Annotated in this window: 17 protein-coding genes, 1 tRNA gene and 1 pseudogene; 10 read left to right on the top strand and 9 right to left on the bottom strand. The window is 67.1% G+C overall.

Translation table 11 applies throughout. The annotated features are described in order from the left end of the window. The 3 genes from ACWJI7_RS05555 to ACWJI7_RS05565 all read right to left on the bottom strand — a co-directional run. The coding region (locus ACWJI7_RS05555; RefSeq protein WP_479936036.1) for a hypothetical protein at nt 1-893 on the bottom strand (893 nt) is incomplete at its 3' end. 512 nt (nt 894-1405) lie between these two features. Then, a complete protein-coding gene (locus ACWJI7_RS05560) occupies nt 1406-2527 on the bottom strand; it encodes an AAA family ATPase (protein ID WP_479936038.1) in 1122 nt (373 codons plus the stop codon). 73 nt (nt 2528-2600) lie between these two features. Next, nucleotides 2601-4640: a DNA primase family protein gene (locus tag ACWJI7_RS05565; RefSeq protein ID WP_479936040.1), complete on the bottom strand. Its 2040-nt coding sequence runs from the start codon at nt 4638-4640 to the stop codon at nt 2601-2603. 375 nt (nt 4641-5015) lie between these two features. Between ACWJI7_RS05565 and ACWJI7_RS05570 the strand changes: the two genes are divergently transcribed. Continuing rightward, nucleotides 5016-5315: a hypothetical protein gene (locus ACWJI7_RS05570; RefSeq protein ID WP_479936042.1), complete on the top strand. Its 300-nt coding sequence runs from the start codon at nt 5016-5018 to the stop codon at nt 5313-5315. Here ACWJI7_RS05570 and ACWJI7_RS05575 read toward each other — a convergent pair. The 3 genes from ACWJI7_RS05575 to ACWJI7_RS05585 all read right to left on the bottom strand — a co-directional run bounded on the left by ACWJI7_RS05575 (nt 5295) and on the right by ACWJI7_RS05585 (nt 7184). Continuing rightward, entirely contained in the window at nt 5295-6335 is a 1041-nt protein-coding gene (locus ACWJI7_RS05575; protein WP_479936044.1) for a site-specific integrase, read from the bottom strand. The genes ACWJI7_RS05570 and ACWJI7_RS05575 overlap by 21 nt on opposite strands. 193 nt (nt 6336-6528) lie before the next feature. Then, nucleotides 6529-6601, bottom strand: a tRNA-Ile gene (locus ACWJI7_RS05580). A 10-nt stretch (nt 6602-6611) separates the two neighbouring features. Beyond that, on the bottom strand, nt 6612-7184 hold the full coding sequence (locus ACWJI7_RS05585; RefSeq protein ID WP_479936045.1) for an occludin/ELL family protein: 573 nt from the start codon (nt 7182-7184) through the stop codon (nt 6612-6614). A gap of 183 nt (nt 7185-7367) precedes the next feature. Between ACWJI7_RS05585 and pyrE the strand changes: the two genes are divergently transcribed. After that, nucleotides 7368-7979, top strand: a complete 612-nt coding sequence (pyrE, locus tag ACWJI7_RS05590; protein WP_479936047.1) for an orotate phosphoribosyltransferase — start codon at nt 7368-7370, stop codon at nt 7977-7979. A 64-nt stretch (nt 7980-8043) separates the two neighbouring features. Continuing rightward, nucleotides 8044-8844 (top strand): annotated as a pseudogene (gene ygfZ, locus ACWJI7_RS05595) (CAF17-like 4Fe-4S cluster assembly/insertion protein YgfZ); the annotation flags it as partial. Nucleotides 8845-8918: 74 nt separating this feature from the next. Here the strand turns inward: ygfZ and ACWJI7_RS05600 are convergent. Next, entirely contained in the window at nt 8919-10520 is a 1602-nt protein-coding gene (locus ACWJI7_RS05600) for a TM0106 family RecB-like putative nuclease (protein ID WP_479936049.1), read from the bottom strand. A gap of 102 nt (nt 10521-10622) precedes the next feature. Here ACWJI7_RS05600 and ACWJI7_RS05605 point away from each other — a divergent pair, with 102 nt between their 5' ends. Continuing rightward, nucleotides 10623-12110: a phosphohexomutase domain-containing protein gene (locus ACWJI7_RS05605; protein WP_479936052.1), complete on the top strand. Its 1488-nt coding sequence runs from the start codon at nt 10623-10625 to the stop codon at nt 12108-12110. Beyond that, nucleotides 12107-12745, top strand: coding sequence for an RdgB/HAM1 family non-canonical purine NTP pyrophosphatase (gene rdgB, locus ACWJI7_RS05610; protein ID WP_479936054.1), 639 nt, complete (start codon nt 12107-12109; stop codon nt 12743-12745). Before ACWJI7_RS05605 ends, rdgB begins: the two co-directional genes overlap by 4 nt. Before the next feature lie 30 nt (nt 12746-12775). On the opposite strand, the gene ACWJI7_RS05615 is transcribed toward rdgB, so the two are convergent. Together ACWJI7_RS05615 and ACWJI7_RS05620 are read right to left on the bottom strand one after the other, a co-directional pair. Next, nucleotides 12776-13084 carry a helix-turn-helix domain-containing protein gene (locus ACWJI7_RS05615; protein ID WP_479936056.1) on the bottom strand — a complete coding sequence of 103 codons (309 nt, stop codon included), beginning with the start codon at nt 13082-13084 and terminating at the stop codon, nt 12776-12778. Continuing rightward, nucleotides 13009-13698: a hypothetical protein gene (locus tag ACWJI7_RS05620; RefSeq protein WP_479936058.1), complete on the bottom strand. Its 690-nt coding sequence runs from the start codon at nt 13696-13698 to the stop codon at nt 13009-13011. The genes ACWJI7_RS05615 and ACWJI7_RS05620 overlap by 76 nt, the downstream gene beginning before the upstream one ends. Nucleotides 13699-13783: 85 nt before the next feature. On the opposite strand from ACWJI7_RS05620, the gene ACWJI7_RS05625 reads away from it, so the two are divergent. From ACWJI7_RS05625 to ACWJI7_RS05645, 5 genes are all read left to right on the top strand, one after another. Continuing rightward, the gene (locus ACWJI7_RS05625) at nt 13784-15286 is read left to right on the top strand and encodes an arylsulfatase (protein ID WP_479936060.1); all 1503 of its coding nucleotides are present in this window, start codon (nt 13784-13786) and stop codon (nt 15284-15286) included. Nucleotides 15287-15371: 85 nt separating this feature from the next. After that, nucleotides 15372-16340: a formylglycine-generating enzyme family protein gene (locus ACWJI7_RS05630; protein WP_479936062.1), complete on the top strand. Its 969-nt coding sequence runs from the start codon at nt 15372-15374 to the stop codon at nt 16338-16340. After that, nucleotides 16337-16714: a DUF1622 domain-containing protein gene (locus ACWJI7_RS05635; protein WP_479936064.1), complete on the top strand. Its 378-nt coding sequence runs from the start codon at nt 16337-16339 to the stop codon at nt 16712-16714. The genes ACWJI7_RS05630 and ACWJI7_RS05635 overlap by 4 nt, the downstream gene beginning before the upstream one ends. Nucleotides 16715-16747: 33 nt before the next feature. Beyond that, a complete protein-coding gene (locus ACWJI7_RS05640) occupies nt 16748-17134 on the top strand; it encodes a YidH family protein (RefSeq protein WP_479936066.1) in 387 nt (128 codons plus the stop codon). Next, complete coding sequence (locus tag ACWJI7_RS05645; protein WP_479936068.1) at nt 17131-18006, top strand: bile acid:sodium symporter; 876 nt, start codon at nt 17131-17133, stop codon at nt 18004-18006. Before ACWJI7_RS05640 ends, ACWJI7_RS05645 begins: the two co-directional genes overlap by 4 nt. Nucleotides 18007-18042: the final 36 nt, after the last annotated feature.

The following is an 18042-nucleotide window of genomic DNA, read 5'->3' on the forward strand; positions in this document are numbered from 1 at the left end:
ATACACTCATCCCTGTGAACCCCTGAGACCTGTCCACAAAATCGGGGGAAGCCCATACCAAGACCATTTGACTCAAAATCGCTCCAAGACATTCTCTGTACGCCCCGGAGAATCCTCAGCAATCTCACATGATCTCGGTCTACCCACTCTGTTTCTTGAAGGATCCTCTGTATCCCATCACCCCCATCGGCAACGATCAGTCCGTAGTCCTCCGTAGCAAACACATCATAACTTTCCATTAAGGGCAACATCCAATCCGTCAACTCCAACGGGTTGTCGCGCATATCTCTTGCTTTCCACAGTATTTCTCTGACTGTTGAACTACCATAGTCGACCTTGAGCTCGGGGCATAGCATCGCAGGCCTGATACCTAGAAGATCATCAAGGAAGTTAAAGGCTTCATGCTTACACCTGCGGAATTTATGGCTGTTCCCCCTGCCCTTTCCTCCCAACTCCGTAATGAATATCTCGCCACAGTCCTTCAGAGGAAGGGGGCAAGGACATGTGACAACCTTGCCAGGTTTACTCGTCGCGTCTCGAATGGACTGCTTTAACGCTTCTTTGGAACAATCAAAATACATTGCAAGCTCTTCAGTGCTGACCTCTGCTCCTCTTTCTTCAAAATATTTGTCGTAGTCAACTGGATTACTCAAGTCATTTGACACGTCGAACCAGTATGGCGGGAACTCCCACAACAAGTTGATAGGCTGCACCTCGTGTACAAAGGCATCTTCGCTAGCTATATGCTCGACAAGCCTCTTGAGATTCTCCCTCTCGGTATCATCATTCATGATTCCAGGGTCATTCTGTGCTGCCCTAATCAGTTTTTTTACTCGTTCTTGAATGGTTAACACTGGTCTTTGTTTCTTGCGAGTGTCCTTCAGTTTGCTCATAGCTGCGTAGTCAAAACAGTGTGTTTTCCGAGGGTAGCTTTGGGACAGTCTTCAGTGAGACCATACCGTCCGGAGTCAACACCTTGTGCGGCCACACAGAAGCCAGCCCATGATCACCAGGGCTTCTTGCCTCAGCTGGAGCGGCGCTGTATCACGTGAGTGATCCGTTCCATCCGTTCCATCCGTTCCTGGCCGGAGACCTGGGATGTGCGGCCCAATTGGAGCTGAAACTTCTGTTCCGCCCCTGACCTGCCCAAACTCGGTTGGTCCCTGGGCCTTCGGCAGGTCCAGACCCGATAAGGACTGCCCCAAATGAGCGGCACGCAGGGACGACAGCTAGAGCTCAGCACAGAGATGGAGTCGGATCGGGACCGCTGCGCTTGATCTGATGCTCGCGGTTCACTTCAACAATTGTGCTGGGTCTTCAAAGTTGCTGGTGTGGTCTTGGTGCGCTGAAGCGCTGAAGATCATTCGCTCAGCCCTGTTCGCCCCCGAATCACGACAACAGCCCCTTAGGAAGGCCAGCGCCAGGCTGCCCGTTCGATCGGCGTCTGCCCCGGAAGCTGAGTCGCCCCCAGCTCGCGCTCCAGCCAATGATGTCGGCAACCCTCCACCCCTTCCAGGGCTGTGATCAGGCTGGGTGCATGGGCCATCACCCACACCTGGGTCCGCTCAGCCGCTGTGGCGATCAACCGAGCCAGGGGTTCCAGCAGGTCGGGATGCAGGCTGCTTTCCGGTTCATTCAGCACCAACAGCGATGGCAGCCTCAGGCTGAACAGCGCCACTGCAAGAAGCAGGTAGCGCAACGTCCCATCGGAGAGTTCCGAGGCTTCCAGGGGCCGCAACAGTCCTGGCTGATGGAACTGCAGCCGGAACGTGGACATCGTGGTGTCCACACTCACATGGCAACCAGGGAAGGCGTCGGCGATGGCAGCCTGCAGACCCTCGCCGTCACCGCCCTCCAGAATCGTCTGCAGGGCTGCTGGGAGGTCGTGGCCATCATCGGCAAGGGCCTGGCAGCGAGTGGCAATGCCAGGCCGTCGGGCCGGAGCGTCAGCATCCGTTCGGAAGCCGTCGTAGAAGCGCCAGCTCAGGATCTCTTCCCGCAGGGCCAGCACCTCAGGATGCTCACGCGGATCGGCTCCACCGTTGAACAGTCCGTCAGCAAGTGCTTCGGGGCCGGCCGCAACTCGACGCTGTGCCAGCACAGCCCGTGGGTGGAAGGCACCGCCCGCCCAGATCCACTCGCCCTTGATCTGTGGATCGAGGGCGAAGGCCGTTCTCGCTTCTGCAGGGTGGCCCAGCTCAATCGCATAGGAGAACAGCTCCCCCGCGAAGCCCAGTCGCAGCCGCACAGGCTGGCTCCGTGCCCCCCCCTGGACCGGCACATCACCGCTGCGCATGGCGCGGCTGAGCTGCTCCGGTCCTGCCCAAAGGACTGCTGGGAGGCCACCCTCCCGAGCCAGGCCCGCCACCAGTTCGCCCCGAGCCGCGACCACGATCAGGCGCAGCGATCGGTAGAGGTTCGATTTGCCGCTGCCGTTGGCACCCGTCACCAAGGTGAGCGGGCCCAGTGGCACCACCAGCTGCCGCAGGGAGCGGTAGCCGCCCACAGCCAGGTGGGTGATCGTCATCGTCCTTGGCCGCCGCCGCCGGCCAACCCTATGGGTCTCGCACCGGCGGCGACCACGCTGAAGCGGGAGCCCCTCATCCCATCACGTCCATGCTCCCCCCGTTGAAGTCGCTACCAACTGTGCCGACTGCCCCGGCCTGTGCCGCCAGAGGTAGCTCTGAGCCGACGCCGACCCCCATGGCATATCGAAGGACACCCGGGCTTTCATCGCAGGCCGGGCCCTGGTCCATGGCGCGCAGCCTGACGTTGGGGATCACTGATCCTTCTCCACGCACCCGGTAGCAACCAGATTGCAAGCAACCCTGCGGAAGTCCCAGGTTGTGATGATCACGCAATCGCCCGACGAGCTGCTCCTTGAACATCCGCAAGGAGATCGGTTTTCCAGCTTCACCAACATTGTGGTGATGCTGTATGTAGTTGGGATAAAGGAACTCGCTCGGGCTGCTCTTTCCGTCACCGACACGACTGTAGCTACCCGGGGCATAGACCAGACAATCCTCCACCCATGCCGCGAATGGATCGCTGCGCACCAGGGTGGCGAAATCCGTCCGGGAGGACCCTTGCGAACTGATGGGGCGCTGCAGGACTGCCCAGGCCTCCTCCTCGGGCATCTCCAGGACCCAGTTCACGAATCCAGGCAACTGATCGACGAACTCCCCCGTCCATCCTCCGTGATGATCCGCATCGAGCAGCGGCCGTCGCTGATCCGGGGGGACCACCGTGAGAACCGGAATCGAGCGCCGGCGACTGAGCACAGCCCCCGTTGGGTCCGACGCGCCGATCGGACCATTACCGACGATCAGCACTGAGCCTTCAAAAAAGAAGTCCACCTCTGCATGACTTCCTTTCGCTTCTGCTGCGATACGGTCTCCTCCTGTGATGGCCTTAAGAACCTCCAGCGGCCCATTATAATCCTGGGCCTCAGAGAAGACCACCAGAGCTTTGCCGCGAAGCTTAAGGGTCTGGAACAATAGTTTCCTGTTCTCAAGCAATTCCAGCCTGCTTGCCGTCACATTCATGAACCCCACCATGGCCATGAGCAGGTTCGCGATCACAGTTTTGCCAGTGTTGCTGGGACCAAACAATTCGAGGAAGATCTTGACTCGCTTACGCGTGAGCACACACTTGGCAAAGGCACGAAATAGGGCCAGTGCCTCGGTGCTTCCTAATGCCGTGGCCAGAAAATCAACGATGGCAGTGGCTGTGGCGGCCGCATCATAGTCGTAAGGCAAGATCCAGGTGTTGCCATGCTCCCGGTCGTGGGCAATCAGCACGTGATCCGAGAGGCGTAGACACCCGTTACGGAATGGAATCAACTTCGGCTTTCCGGTCAAGCTCAGTGTGGACGTGGCACGCCTGTGGGCGGCGACGATGCCCTTGAATGTGGATGGCTCGCGATTTTGCCACTGCTGGATCTGGAAAAATTTCTCCACATCAGCCTCAAGTTGTTCATGGCCGACGACTTGATCCCAGTGGGTGCCGCGCCACCGCCACCATGACCTGGAATTCTGTTCAGAACGTCTCCAGTCACGACCGATCGATGGAATCACGTACTGAGCCCTGGCGTGGGTGCCCTCCGGCTCAGGATCGAAGCTGTAGGTCGTGAGCTTCCTATCTGCCTTGAAGCATGGCCTGGCGACACCAGCAAGCGCCAGGAACATCCCTGCCCCACACCGATCGATGATCTCTATCAGCGTCTGTGGTGTTCCATCGTGAGCATGAGGAAGGACCTCGACAATCACTCGCTTGGCGCCACGAATGTGCAACTCGTTGGCCCTGGCCTCCAAGGCCTCCAACGACGACTGCTTCTGGCGAAAGTCGCTTGATGGACAGATCGTGATGATCCGGCCATCGACTGCAACACCATCCCAGGAAACTGGAGCGAGGCTGGGCTTTACTCCAACTTGACCAACTGAGCTGATCTGCCAGGACAGGAGCCCCTCTACGGCAAGCGTGAGCCTGCCGGTGTCAGCGGCACTTGCTGCCAGCGCCTCGGCCGAAGTCAGCACGAGCCGCAGGGGTACAAGGATGTTCTGGCAACGGGGATCGCTGCAATCGAGCATTGCGCTGCTGGCCAGAGACTCGGCCACCAACTCCTGAATGGCTGGGGGCACCTCGAGGGATGACAATCCTGATGCAACCTCACTTCTGGCATCCGTCGCGACCGGACATGCGACTGGGCAGGTAGGCCCCACATCCATCGCATTCATTGGGCGGAGACCCTCACAATTTGGTCTATTAGTGTCTTGTTCCATGGTTTTGGACGTTTCAACTCCTTCAGGGTGAAGTACCCGTCGCAGTGCGCCGGGAGCCCCATCACTACAGGCTTCAAGTCCTGATCCGCAAGGTCTGAAAATGCAGAGTCGGTAAATGCATTTTGCCATGTGTTCGCTCGCACAAAAAATAAATGCAAACCAGTGTTCTGCCTTTTTTGCGCCCCACAACAGCCTCAAACGTTGTTTCAATGCTGGCTCTTCTCGTCACCCCAGGTGAACACCCAGCCGACCCCAGAGGACGCCATCAACCGCCGTCTGGATCTGATCTCCGCTCAACTACAGCGGATCTATGCCCAGCTGGAGTTCAAGCCCAGCAAGCCCGTCAGTCCCTGGCTGCCCCTCACGGATGCTGCCAAGGCCCTCCACTTCAAGAGCAGCAGGGCCCTGCGTGCCGCCATCGACCGCGGCCGCATCCCGCCTCAGTTCGTCAGAGCGACCCTGGGAGAGACCGGAAAGCGACGCACCCTCTATGTGGACGTGGAGGGCTATGCCTCACATCTGCGCCACCAGTGACGCCATCGAGGCGGAATCGAACCAGCGCTGATACAGGGTGGTGTGCACCGTCAGCGAGTGACCCAGGCTCTTGGCGGCCAGCGACGGGCTGATCTGCGGATGATGAATCGCCCGCACTGCCCAGGCATGGCGCAGGTCATAGGCCTGAAACGGCGCCTCATACCGACGCAGGGCTACCCCGAGTTGCGTCCCCACCGTGCGGTGATCCCGATCGAGGTTGATGCGCGGCAGGCGCTTGTTCAGCAGCGACCAGCGCTCGATCCAGGCTTTGGGCAGCGGCAGCCCCTGCCGAGCACCTGTTTTCCCTCCAGCGATTGCCACCAGCCCGTTGGCCTGAACCTCCGCCATCAGCAGCGCCTCATGGGGCCGGGTCCCGTAGGTCGCGCAGACACCCGCCACCCACTGCCAGGCGGACGGCAGAGCATCGATCACCTCGACGATCAGCGCATCACTGGGCAGATCCCTCGGTGCCGCGTCCTTCTGAGGGCTATAACCCTTGCCTAACGCTCTGAGCTGTTGCACCGCTTCCAGACCGAGTTCAAGGGACTGAGCTGTCGCTGAAGCAGCCAGGGCCACTCTCCGCCGACTACGACTGCCTGGCTGACGAGAACTGACGAGTGCCTTGAGGCTCTCCAGGGTGACCACCTGCAGATTCAGCAACGGCGCGAGGGGTTCGGCGTAGTCCTTCGCCCAGGTGATGGCTGCACTGGGTCCACGCTTGCGCTGCGCCTGCCACCACTTCTCGGTGAGACGGATCGCCTCCATGCCGCTGATGGGTGATCCCAGTTCGTGGGCGGCCATTCCACCAGCCTTCCACCTCTCGAAGGGGAAGACTTCAAGACCCATCCGATGCAGCTGCAGGTCACGTCCCAACTGCTCGGCCAGCTGCCGTGCTTGCTCAAGGCCTGCCGGGTAAGGCAACGGGGTGCTGACGCGTTGCCGTGTCCACTGGCCATCGTGAGTAGGGAGGGTGGCACGCAACCGGATGCTGCGTCCCGACGGCGATACCTCCAGGCTCACGGCACACCCAAGGTCCTTCAGAGCCCGGTTCATCCTCGTGAGGTAGGGGTCGCCAGCCACCGGTCACCGTGCCCGAAATCGTGACCACTATGCCCCTAAATGTCCGTTTCTGTGCCCGAAATAGTGACCGGTCAGGCGCCTGAGGAGAAGGAAGAGTGGACCAATAACCCTTGGTATGACTGGGATTAGTGGATGGGGGTCCCGGGGATCGAACCCGGCTCAGGCGGATTATGAGTCCACTGCATTCACCAGATTGCTAGACCCCCGGGGTCAGCCTCACCAGAGGCCGCGTACGGGCTCGAACGACGAGAACGGGGTGGTGGTGATCGGCGGAGTCCAGACGCCCGCCGGCCCGCCGAGCGGCGTGGCGTCACCCGGGGCGCCCTCCTGCAGGCTGGAGGTGAAGGCCGAAGGCAGATCGGCACTGCGCCAGGGGATGGGGCTGCTCTGCTCCTCCAGCAGGGCGTCCGACGTGTTGCCGATGGCCGAGGCATCCCAGATGATCGCCTGATCCGGGAACCCCAGCCCCATCACCTTGGTGCCGTCGTCACCCCCCATGGCGATGCCGAGGATGTCGGTGATCTGATGGGTGAGGCTGACGCCCCGCGCGAAGGTGCTCCGCCAGCGGGTGGCCCGCCGCTGCATCAGCGCGTCGGTGGTCTCGACGGCACCGCAGCGTGTCACTTCCACCGGAGCGCTGGGGGTGCGATCCCCCCCAGCGGTCAGGGGCGCCTCCAGCGTGGTGGTGCAGATCACCGGGGCCGCCTGGGCCGGGGCGAAGGGCAGGGAACCCAGGGCCGGAACCACCAGCAGCAGGGCGGGGCGGAGGCACGACAGGGGCGAGCGCATGGAGCTGAACCGCGGCAACACCGAAGAGAACGGCTGGCATCATTCTGGACGGACCGGAGCGATGCATCCAGCCCAGGGCCCCATTCCGTCGGAGACGGGCTCCTGGACCCGCAGACTAGGCATCGGCCCGGCCGACCGCCGCACCCGGTCATGCTCCCTGGCCAGGTCGTTTCACCCCTGTCGATGCTCTCTCCGCTGCTTCCCGCGAGTCCCGAGGCCCGCCGGTCCGCCCTGCTGGCCCTGCTGGCCGAGCGGGCCTACCGGCACGGACGTTTCACCCTGGCATCGGGGCGCAGCAGTGACCACTACGTGAATTGCAAGCCGGTGAGCCTGAGCGGAGTGGGGCTGGCCCTGCTGGGGGCGTTGCTGCTGGAACGGGTGGAGAGCGACGCGGTGGCGGTGGCCGGCCTCACCCTGGGGGCCGATCCTTTGGTGAGCGCCGTGGCCCTGGTCGCGGCGGTGGCTGGCCGCCCGCTCGACGCCCTGATCGTGCGCAAGGAGGCCAAGGGGCATGGCACCGGCGCCTGGCTGGAGGGGCCCCTGCCGGAACCGGGCAGCACCGTGACGGTGCTTGAGGACGTGGTCACCACCGGGGGGTCCTCGATCAAGGCGGTGGTTCAGCTCCGCCAGGCCGGCTATGCCGTGAACCGGGTGGTGACGATCGTGGACCGGCAGGAGGGGGGCCTGGAGGCGATGACGGCGGAGGGCCTGGAGCTGGGGAGCCTGTTCCTGCTGGAGGAGATCGCCGCGGCGGCGGCCAGGGGCCCCAGCACGGCGGTGGATTTGCAAGGGTGAGGCCATCGCCCGTCCCCCCTCCCCGATGCGCAGCCCCGCCGTGTGCAGCCCGATCGATCCCTGGATGTGGCAGCCGCCGCAGCCCTGTCGCTGGGAGGAGCCCGTCAGCCTGATCCGGCTGGACGGGCCCGACACGCGGCGGTTCCTGCATGGCCAGACCAGCCAGGATCTGGAGCGGGCCGGCCCCGGCCAGGTGCTGGCCACCTGTTGCCTCAGTCCCACCGGCCGCCTGCGGGGGCTGGCCGAAGTGCTGGTCGACGGCACCGGCGCCTGGCTGGTGATCACCGCCGGCGACGGTCCAGCCCTCCATCAGGCCCTCGATCGGGTGCTCTTCCCGGCGGATCAGGTGCGGCTTGCTCCCGTGCAGCCGGCCCGGCTGATCCATCTCCTCGGCATCGAGACGATCGGCGCCGGCGGGGCACCGCCGCCGGCCGGCGGCTGGCAACCGGCCGGGGGGGGCGGGGAGAACGGCCCCGAGGGCTGGTGGCTGGCCACCCCGCTCCGGCTGCTGCTGAGGGGCCCCGAGGGCCCGCTCCCTCCCGGGCTGGAGAACATTCCCGCCCTGGCGGCGCCCGACGCCGAACGCTGGCGGATCCAGCGGGGCCGACCGGCCGCCGCCGGTGAGATCAGTGATGAGGTGAATCCGTTCGAACTCGGCCTGGCGGGTCGGGTCAGCCTGAGCAAGGGCTGTTACGTGGGCCAGGAGACCCTGGCCAAACTGGCCACCTACGACGGCGTCAAGCAGCAGCTGCGCCGCTGGCACTGGCGTGCACCGGCCGGAGCGGTGGGCGGAACCGATCGGGCGGCGGCGGCGCTGCAGCCCGGCAGCCCCCTGGTCAGCGCCGAGGGGGCGCGGGCCGGCCGCATCACCTCCTGCCTGCCCTGGCCGGCGGAGCCGGGGGAACCGGCGCTCTGGCTGGGCCTGGCGTTGGTGCGGCGTCAGGCACTGGGGGCCGAAACGCTGCTGAGCGGCAGCGGCGACGGGGAGCCGGAAGAGATCTGCCTCTCGGTGCCGGACGAGGTGACACCCCCACCGGTGGGCGCCGGCGGCGGGAGCCCCTGATCAACCTGTTGATCCAGCAGCCAGCGGGCCACCGCCCAGGTGGCCCGGCTGTCGTCGTGGTTGTAGCGGAAGATCCGGCGCAGATGGTGGTGGCTGCCCCGGCCCGCCGGGGTGCCATCGCCCCGCCACTGGCGCCACCAGAACAGGCAGCGGGCCCCATCCACCCCCTTGTCACTCCAGCGGAATCCCCGCCAGCTCGCCACGGCCTTGAGCCCGTAGCTGTTCACCGGCAGAAGCCAGTGCCGGCGGAGGCGCTGATGCAGATCCACCAGGCGCCCCCTGAGGGCCTGGATTTCGGCCTCGCCGGCACCCTGGCGCTGGGCCAGGCGCACGAGGGCGATGGATTCGGTCTCGCCGTAGTGCAGCACGGGCCAGTCGGCCGGGGTGGCGGCCAGCAGGCGCTGCAACCGCCGCCAGAGCCGCGGCTCACCATGCTCCTGCAGGGCCAGCAGGGGCCGGTAATGCCCCTGCTCCGGCCAGGTACCGTCGCTGCGGCGCTCGATCCGCAGAAACCCGTGCAGGAAATCGTCGCGGGCATCGGGATCGGACTCGATGTCATAAAGGAGCACCCCGCCGGCCCGCTCCAGCTCCGGCAGGGCCCAGGCCGGTCCGCCCGGTTCGCTCGGCAGCCGCCGGGGCACCCCGGCGGCCTGGACCGAGGCCTGGGCCACCAGGCGGGCCGCCACCTCCCGGTGCTGCTCCCCATGCACCTCCAGGGCATCGGCGAGGGCATCGGGATCGGCGGCGGCCAGATCGTCGAGGCGGCCCAGACCCAGCGCCAGCAGAAGCTCCCGCCGTTTGCCGCCGATGCCGCTCACCTCGCTCAGGTGCCCCTGGGCGGCCGCTTCCCGGTCGCACTCCCCCCGCCAGGAGCAGAGCACGCATTTCTTGCGGTCGTTCACCAGCGGGGGCGGCACCGGCCCCGCCAGGTCGTCGGCCAGCTTCGGCAGGGTGTCGTCCAGCTGGCGCCGCAGGCCGGCGCTGAGGGCCAGCTGTTCCGTCTCAAGCCGTCCCGCCGGCGCCGCCACCGCCAGGGCGTGGCTCACCGCCCCCCCCTGCAGCTCCTCCAGCAGCCGGCCCTGCAGGGTCAGCACCAGCCGGTGCTCCCGGGTCAGGCGGCGCCCCTGCCGCCCCAGCACCGGCTGGTAGGCGTGGGCACCCCAGCGGCTCGCCCCCTCGGTCCGCCGCAGCAGGGCGGGATGGGCCTCCAGCGCCAGGCCCGCCGGACCCCGTCCGGCCAGGCGCACCCCCACAACAGCGGCGGCACCGGCGGCGCAGGCGGCCAGGCCTCCGGCGGGCTGGTGCTCCAGCAGGCTGACGAAACAGCGCTGCTGATCATCGAGCTGCAGGGCCCGATGGGCGGTCCAGAGGCGCCGATCGGGATCCCCGTGGCGGTCGAGCCAGGCCCGCCGCCGGCAGCGCAGCCAGCTGCGCAGCACCCGGTCGGTGAGCAGCCGGTTGGGCGGGGCGGCGCGCATGGGTCCAGGCTAAGACGGGGGGTGGTCTGCGACGAGGCCGGCACCCGCCGGCGCCCGGGCGGGGCGGCCCGCTGCTACGAGCTATCCAACGCCGCCTGCCCCATGGCTTCTGCCCCCCTGCCCCTGGAGCCCAGTCCCATCCGTTTCGGCACCGATGGCTGGCGCGGGATCCTCGGCGTCGACATCACGGTGGAGCGGCTGCTGCCGGTGGCAGCCGCGGCGGCACGGGAACTGGAGCAGGCGGCGCCGCCCCGGCTCGGGAGCCGGGAAGTGGTGATCGGCTACGACCGCCGCTTCCTGGCGCCGGAACTGGCCGAGGCGATCGCCAGTGCCGTGCGGGGCGCCGATCTGGAGCCCGTGCTCACCGACACTCCGGTGCCGACCCCCGCCTGCAGTTGGGCCGTGGTGGAACGCGGCGCGCTGGGGGCCCTGGTGATCACCGCCAGCCACAACCCGCCCGAGTGGCTCGGCCTCAAGATCAAGGGCCATTTCGGCGGCTCGGTGGAGGGCGACTTCACCGCCCGGGTGGAGCGGCGCCTGGAGGCCGGCGGCATCACCGTGCCGATCCCCGCGACCACCCGCCGCTTCGATGGCTGGGCCGGCTATCTGGACGGCCTGCGCCGCCAGGTGGACACCCACCGCCTGCGGCAGGGCCTCGAACGGCTGGGACTGCAGGTGATCGTCGATCCGATGCATGGCTCCGCCGCCGGCGGCCTGCCCGCCCTGCTGGCCGGAGCAGCCGGAGCCGGCGGCGGCGCCGCGGCGGACGGGGTGATCCGCGAGATCCGCTCCCGCCGCGATCCCCTCTTCGGCGGCCATCCCCCCGAACCGCTCGCCCCCTATCTCGGCGAGCTGATCGCGGCGGTGCGGGCCTCCACTGCGGCGGGCCGGCCGGCGGTGGGGATCGTCTTCGATGGCGACGGCGACCGCATCGCCGCCATCGACGAGCACGGCCGCTACTGCAGCACCCAGTTGCTGATGCCCCTGCTGATCGACCACCTGGCGCGGGCCCGGGCCCTGCCGGGGCTGGTGGTGAAAACGGTGAGCGGCTCCGACCTGATGGAACTGGTGGCCGTCGGGCTGGGCCGCCAGGTGCTGGAGAAGCCGGTGGGCTTCAAGTACATCGCTGCGGAAATGCTCGGTGGCGGCGTGCTGATCGGCGGGGAGGAATCGGGCGGCGTGGGCGTCGGCCTGCATCTGCCCGAGCGCGATGCCCTGCTGGTGGCCCTGCTGCTGGTGGAGGCCCTGGTGGAGGGCGGCCTGCCCCTGGGTGAGCGGCTCGACCGGCTGCGGGCGGACCACGGCGGCGGCAGCGCCTACGACCGGCTCGACCTGCGCCTCAGGGACATGGCCAGCCGGGAGCGGCTGGAGCGCCAGCTGGCGGCGGCCCCACCGGAGGCCGTGGCCGGTGCCCCCGTGCTGGAGCGGATCACCACCGACGGCCTGAAGCTGCGGCTGGGGCCGAGCCACTGGCTGATGCTGCGCTTCTCCGGCACCGAACCCCTGCTGCGGCTCTACTGCGAGGCGCCCGACGCGGCGCGGGTGGCTGAAGTGCTGGCCTGGGCCAAGCAGTTCGCCGAAGCGTCATGAGCCGCCCTGCCCCGGAGACCAGCCCGGAGCCAGGCCCGGAGCCCGCCCCGACGGTGCTGGTGATCGCCAGTGGCAACGCCGGCAAGGTGCGTGAATTCACAGCCCCGCTGGCTGCCGACTCCGGGCTGGATCTGGAGGTGCGGCCCCAACCCGAGGGCCTGGAGGTGGAGGAAAGCGGCGACAGCTTCGCCGCCAACGCCCGCCTCAAGGCCGAGGCGGTGGCCCGGCTCACCGGGCACTGGGCCCTCGCCGATGACTCCGGCCTGAGCGTGGAGGCCCTCGGCGGCGCTCCGGGCCTCCACTCCGCCCGCTACGCCTACAGCGACAGCGAGCGGATCGCCCGGCTGCTGCGGGAACTGGCCGGTCAGAGCGACCGGCGGGCCCGCTTCACGGCGGTGCTGGCGCTGGCTGATCCAGGCGGCCGCACGGTGCTGGAGGTGGAGGGGATCTGCGCGGGGGTGATCCTGGAGGAGCCCCGTGGCGCGGCTGGTTTCGGCTACGACCCGGTGTTCCTGGTGCCTGAGGAGGGCCTGAGCTTCGCCGAGATGACCCCGGAGTGCAAACGCCGGGTGGGCCATCGCGGCCGGGCCTTCGAGGCCCTGCTGCCGCAGCTGCGGCGCCAGCTCAAGCCCTGACCGCCCACGCCGGCGGTTGCGGCCAGGATCTCAGCGGCCGGGGCGCCCGGCCGCGGCCAGGGTGGCGCTGGGCAGCTCCCCGAACAGCCGGCCGTAGTCCCGGGCGAAATGCCCCGGATTGAGGAAGCCCCAGCTGGCCGCCAGCCCTGAGATCATCACCGTTCCCGGGCCCGCCGCCAGCAGGGCCCGGCGCACCCCATGCAGCCGCTGCAGCTTGAAGTAGGCCATCGGCCCCAGGCCCAGGTGCTCCTGGAACCCCTGGATCAGGCAGCGCCGCCCCACATGCACCTGCTGGCACAGGGTCTCCAGGCTGATCGGCTCCTCGGGATGGTCCGCCACCCAGTCCTGCAGCTGCTTGACCAGGGTGATCCGGGCCGGGGGCCGGATGGGGGCGCCCTGATGCCCCTGTTCGGAACCGGCGACGGCGCGGCTCCCAGGGAGGGCTGTCGCCCCCGGAGCGGCCATTGGCTGCGCAGGCGCCGCTGGAGCTCAAGCCGGTGGTGGGCGGTGATGGGCAGGAGGTTGGCGCGAAACGGGGCCGTCTCCAGGGCCAGGTGGCTCGGGCCATCGCTCCAGGGCGTCAGGCTGCCGGGCTCGAGCAGCAGCACCGCCAGATCCAGGCGTTCAGGAGTGGAGAGGTGAACTTCCCCGCAGGGATCGAGGCCGAAGAGCACCTCGGCGCCGATGGCTGTTCCATGGGCCCGCAGGGGCAGGGCATCGCCTTGGGGCAGCAGGCTCAGGGCGACCATCCGCTGGTCCCGCGGTTTCCCGCCGGCCACGTGCAGGCGACGGTTGGCCTGGAGGCGCAGCAACCGCAACGGCCCAAGCCTGCCGGTGAACAGGGTGCCGTCGAGGCGGCCGTTGGAGAGCTGGCTCAACCGCAGATCCAGCCCAGCACTCCGCAACTGGGTTTCCAGCTGTTCGACGGCCTCAAACCTCTGGGCCGGAGCCATCGACGCGTGCACTTTCTGAGTGGCCCCACACTGCCATGGGCGGCAGTTTGGGCGAGAGTTCAACTGCGCGACGATCCCTCTTCCCATGCCCAACGGAAAGCCCAACGTCCTTATCCTCTGGGGAGATGACATCGGCCAGAGCAACCTCAGCTGCTACAGCGACGGCCTGATGGGGTACCAGACCCCCAACATCGACCGCGTCGCCAAGGAGGGCGGCCGCTTCATCCACTACTACGCCGAGCAGAGCTGCACCGCTGGCCGGGCGGCGTTCATCTCCGGCCAGAGCGTGCTCCGCACCGGCCTCAGCAAGGTGGGCCTGCCTGGCGCCAAGGTGGGCTATCAGGACGAGGATCCCACGATCGCCGAGCTGCTCAAGCCCCAGGGCTACCGCACCGGTCAGTTCGGCAAGAACCACTTCGGCGACAGGGATGAATACCTGCCCACGATGCATGGATTCGACGAATTCTTCGGCAACCTGTATCACCTGAATGCTGAAGAAGAACCTGAGCTGCGCGACTATCCCCCCGAAGCGGATTATCCCAACTTCAAGAAGAACTTCGGACCCCGTGGCGTCTTGCACTGCTGGGCCAATGGCGACGGCACCCAGCGCATCGAGAACACCGGCCCGCTCACCAAGAAGCGAATGGAGACGGCCGATGAAGAGTTCATGAAGGAGGCCAAGCGCTTCATCAAGGAGGCGGTGGCCTCCGGGGAGCCCTTCTTCGTGTGGTTCAACACCACCCACATGCACTTCCGAACCCACGCCCGTCCCCAGGATGTCGGCCAGTCAGGGCGTTGGCAGTCGGAGTACCACGACGTGATGATCTATCACGACAACTGCATCGGTGAGATGCTCGATCTGGTCGATGAGCTGGGCATCAGCGACGACACGATCGTGATGTACAGCACCGATAACGGGCCCCACATGAACAGCTGGCCCGATGCCGGCATGACCCCCTTCCGCAACGAGAAGAACTCCAACTGGGAAGGCGCCTACCGGGTGCCGTGCCTGGTGCGCTGGCCCGGCCAGATCGAGCCCGGCACCCTGTTCACCGGCATCGTCAGCCATCTCGACTGGCTGCCCACGATCCTGGCGGCCGCCGGCGAACCGGACATCCAGCAGAAGTGTCTGGAGGGCCATCAGGTGGGTTCCAAGACCTTCAAGGTGCACCTGGATGGCTACAACATGCTCGACTACTGGACCGGGAAAACCGACTCCAGTCCGAGGATTGATTTCTTCTACTTCTCAGATGACGGCGATCTCACGGCGTTGCGTTATGACAACTGGAAGTTCGTGTTCATGGAGCAGCGCTGCGCCGGCACCCTGCAGATCTGGGCCGAACCGTTCACCGTGTTGCGCATCCCCAAGATCTTCAACCTGCTCACCGATCCCTACGAGCGGGCCGATATCACCTCCAACACCTACTGGGATTGGATGCTCGACCATGTCTTCCTGCTGGTTCCAGCTCAGGCGAGGGTCGCCCAGGCCCTGGAGACCCTCAAGGCCTTCCCGCCCCGCCAGAAGGCGGCCAGCTTCACGGTGAGCGATGCAATCGAGAAGATGACGGCCACCCTCGGCAGCTCCTGAGGATCCGATGCCGCCTGCTGCCCTGTCTCGCACCAGCTCAGCCTCTCAGGCCCTGAGACCTCCGGGACGCCCGCCGGGGCGGGACATGGCCTGGATTCCCGGCGGCAGCTTTTTGATGGGCTCCGACCACCACTACCCCGAGGAGGCCCCGGCCCACCGGGTGGTGCTGGATGGCTTCTGGATCGATCGCAGCCCGGTCACCAACGCCCAGTTCCGCAAGTTCGTCAATGCCACGGGGCACGTGACCCTGGCCGAGCGACCGGCGGATCCGGCCACCTATCCCGGTGCCCTGCCGGAGCTGCTGGTGCCGAGTTCGATCGTCTTCGTACCGCCGCCGGGCCCCCTCGACACCGCTGACCCCTACCGCTGGTGGCAGTACCTGCCCGGGGCCAACTGGCGCCACCCGGAAGGGCCAGGCAGCTCGATCAAGACCCGCGAGCACCATCCCGTCGTGCACGTGGCCCATGTGGATGCCCTGGCCTACGCCGCCTGGGCCGGCAAGCAACTGCCCAGCGAGGCCGAGTGGGAGCGTGCCGCCCACGGCGGGATGGAGGGGGCTGAGTTCGCCTGGGGGGAGGAGCTCCACCCCGCTGGCCGGCCGATGGCCAACACCTTCCAGGGGGACTTCCCCCACCACAACAGCCGGTTCGACGGCTGGGAGTGCACCTCTCCGGTGGGGGCCTTCCCGGCCAACGGCTACGGCCTGCTCGACATGATCGGCAACGTGTGGGAGTGGACCGACGACTGGTACGGCGACCATGGCGCCACGCTGGCGGCCCACAAGCAGGCGGGGGGCTGTTGCACGATCGAGTCTCCCCGGGGTGCCACCCGCCAGGCGAGCATCGATCCGGCCTCCCAGCACGGCACCATCCCCCGCAAGGTGGTGAAAGGCGGTTCGTTCCTCTGTGCCCCCAGCTACTGCCGCCGCTACCGGCCGCCGGCGCGGATGGCCCAGGGCCTCGACACCTCCACCTGCCACATGGGCTTTCGCTGCCTCGTGCGGCCTCCGACGCTCCCCCCGCCGTCCGCCTCACCCCTCTCGCCCCCGCCATGACCTTCGCCGTCCTCAACGGGCTGGATCTGCTGGCAGAGCAGCTGCGCCTGGTGCTGGAAACCCTTTCGGTGCTCTGCGTGCTGGCCGGGCTGCTGGCCACCCTGGTCCGGGCGATCATCACCCCTCGGCGGCGGCCCTGGCGCCTGCGGCCTTCCAACGGCGTGCGGCTCACCTTCGGCAGCTGGCTGGCGCTGGCGCTGGAATTCCAGCTGGCCTCCGACATCGTGGCCACCACGACGGCGCCCACGGAAAGCAACCTGATCCAGCTGGCCGTGGTGGCCGTGATCCGCACGTTTCTCAATGTGTTCCTCTCCAGGGAACTGGAGGCCGAAAGGGAGCTGGCGCGAAGCCAGTCCGCCGAGCCTGCTCCCTGAACCGTCCCCCCCCCCACCGCCGAGAGCAGCCCCGTGAGCCTCAACAACGAACTGGCCAAGGAACGCAACAGGGCGGCGGCGGAGCGCACCCTGATGGCCTGGATCCGCACCTGCCTGTCGCTGATCAGCTTTGGCTTCGGGCTCGACAAGATCGTCGGCGCGATCCAGGCCAGCCGCTTCGAGGACAGTTCCCACGCCCATCTCAGCGTGCGCCTGATCTCGATCGGTTTCGTGACCACGGGCATCGTGGCGATGGCCGCCGCCACCCGCCAGCACCGCAGAACCCTGCGGCGACTGAAGTCCGACGACTTCACCTACCTCCAGGAGACCTCCATCAGCACCGCGACGGCCCTGGCCCTCACGGTGATCGGTGTGGTGGCCCTGGTGCTGCTGATCGTCGGTGGCGGCGGCCCTCCATGAGCTCGGCTGCGACGGCCCTGGTGGGCCTGACCCTGTTCATGCTGATGTTCAGCCTGGGCCTCGGCCTGGAGCTCGATGGCCAGCAGATCAGGCAGGCGCGCCGGCAGCCGGCGGTGCTGATCCGGGTGATGGTCGGCTCCTGCCTGCTGGTGCCCCTGCTGGCCCTGCTGCTGCTCGCCTCGCCCTCTGGCCTGGCCCTGGCGCCGCCGGTGCGCTACGCCATCGCCCTGATGGCCATCTGCCCCAGCGCCCCGCTGGCGATGCGCAAGGCCAGGGCGGCCGGGGGGGTGTCGGAGCTGGCGGCCTTGCTGCAGGTGTCGGCCGCTGTGCTGGCCGTGGCCACGATTCCCCTGATGGGCCAGCTGTTCCGCAGCACCTTCGCCGTGGTGGGCTGGCAGCTCAGACCGCAGGAGGTGATCGCCCAGATCAGCCAGGTGCAGCTGCTGCCCCTGCTCTGCGGCATCGGCCTGCGCCGCTGGCGCCCTGTCCTGGCCGGCCGCTGGCTAGGGGCCGTGATCCGGCTGGCGAACACGCTGCTGATCCTGCTGGTGGTCCTGGTCCTGGTGGTCAAGGGCCCTGAGCTGCTGGCCTTTGTCAGGGACGGGGGCGGCTCGGCCCTGCTGGCGATGGCCCTGATGACCCTGGGCTCCCTGAGCCTCGGCGGCCTGCTGGCCGGCAGCGATCCGGTCGCGCGCACCACCGTGCCGCTGGTCACCTCGATGCGCAATCCTGGGCTCGCCCTGCTCTTCGCCGGGATCCACGGCGCTGGCATGCCCGGGATCCAGACGGCGATCCTGGCCTATCTGGTGGTCACCGTCCTCGTCTCGATTCCCTTCGTGAGCTGGCGGAAGAAGCGCACAAGTCTGGGCTGACCACCCGGCCCAGGATCCACCGGCTCCACCCCCTCC

The organism is Cryptocyanus atlanticus LEGE 06306 (assembly GCF_056633155.1).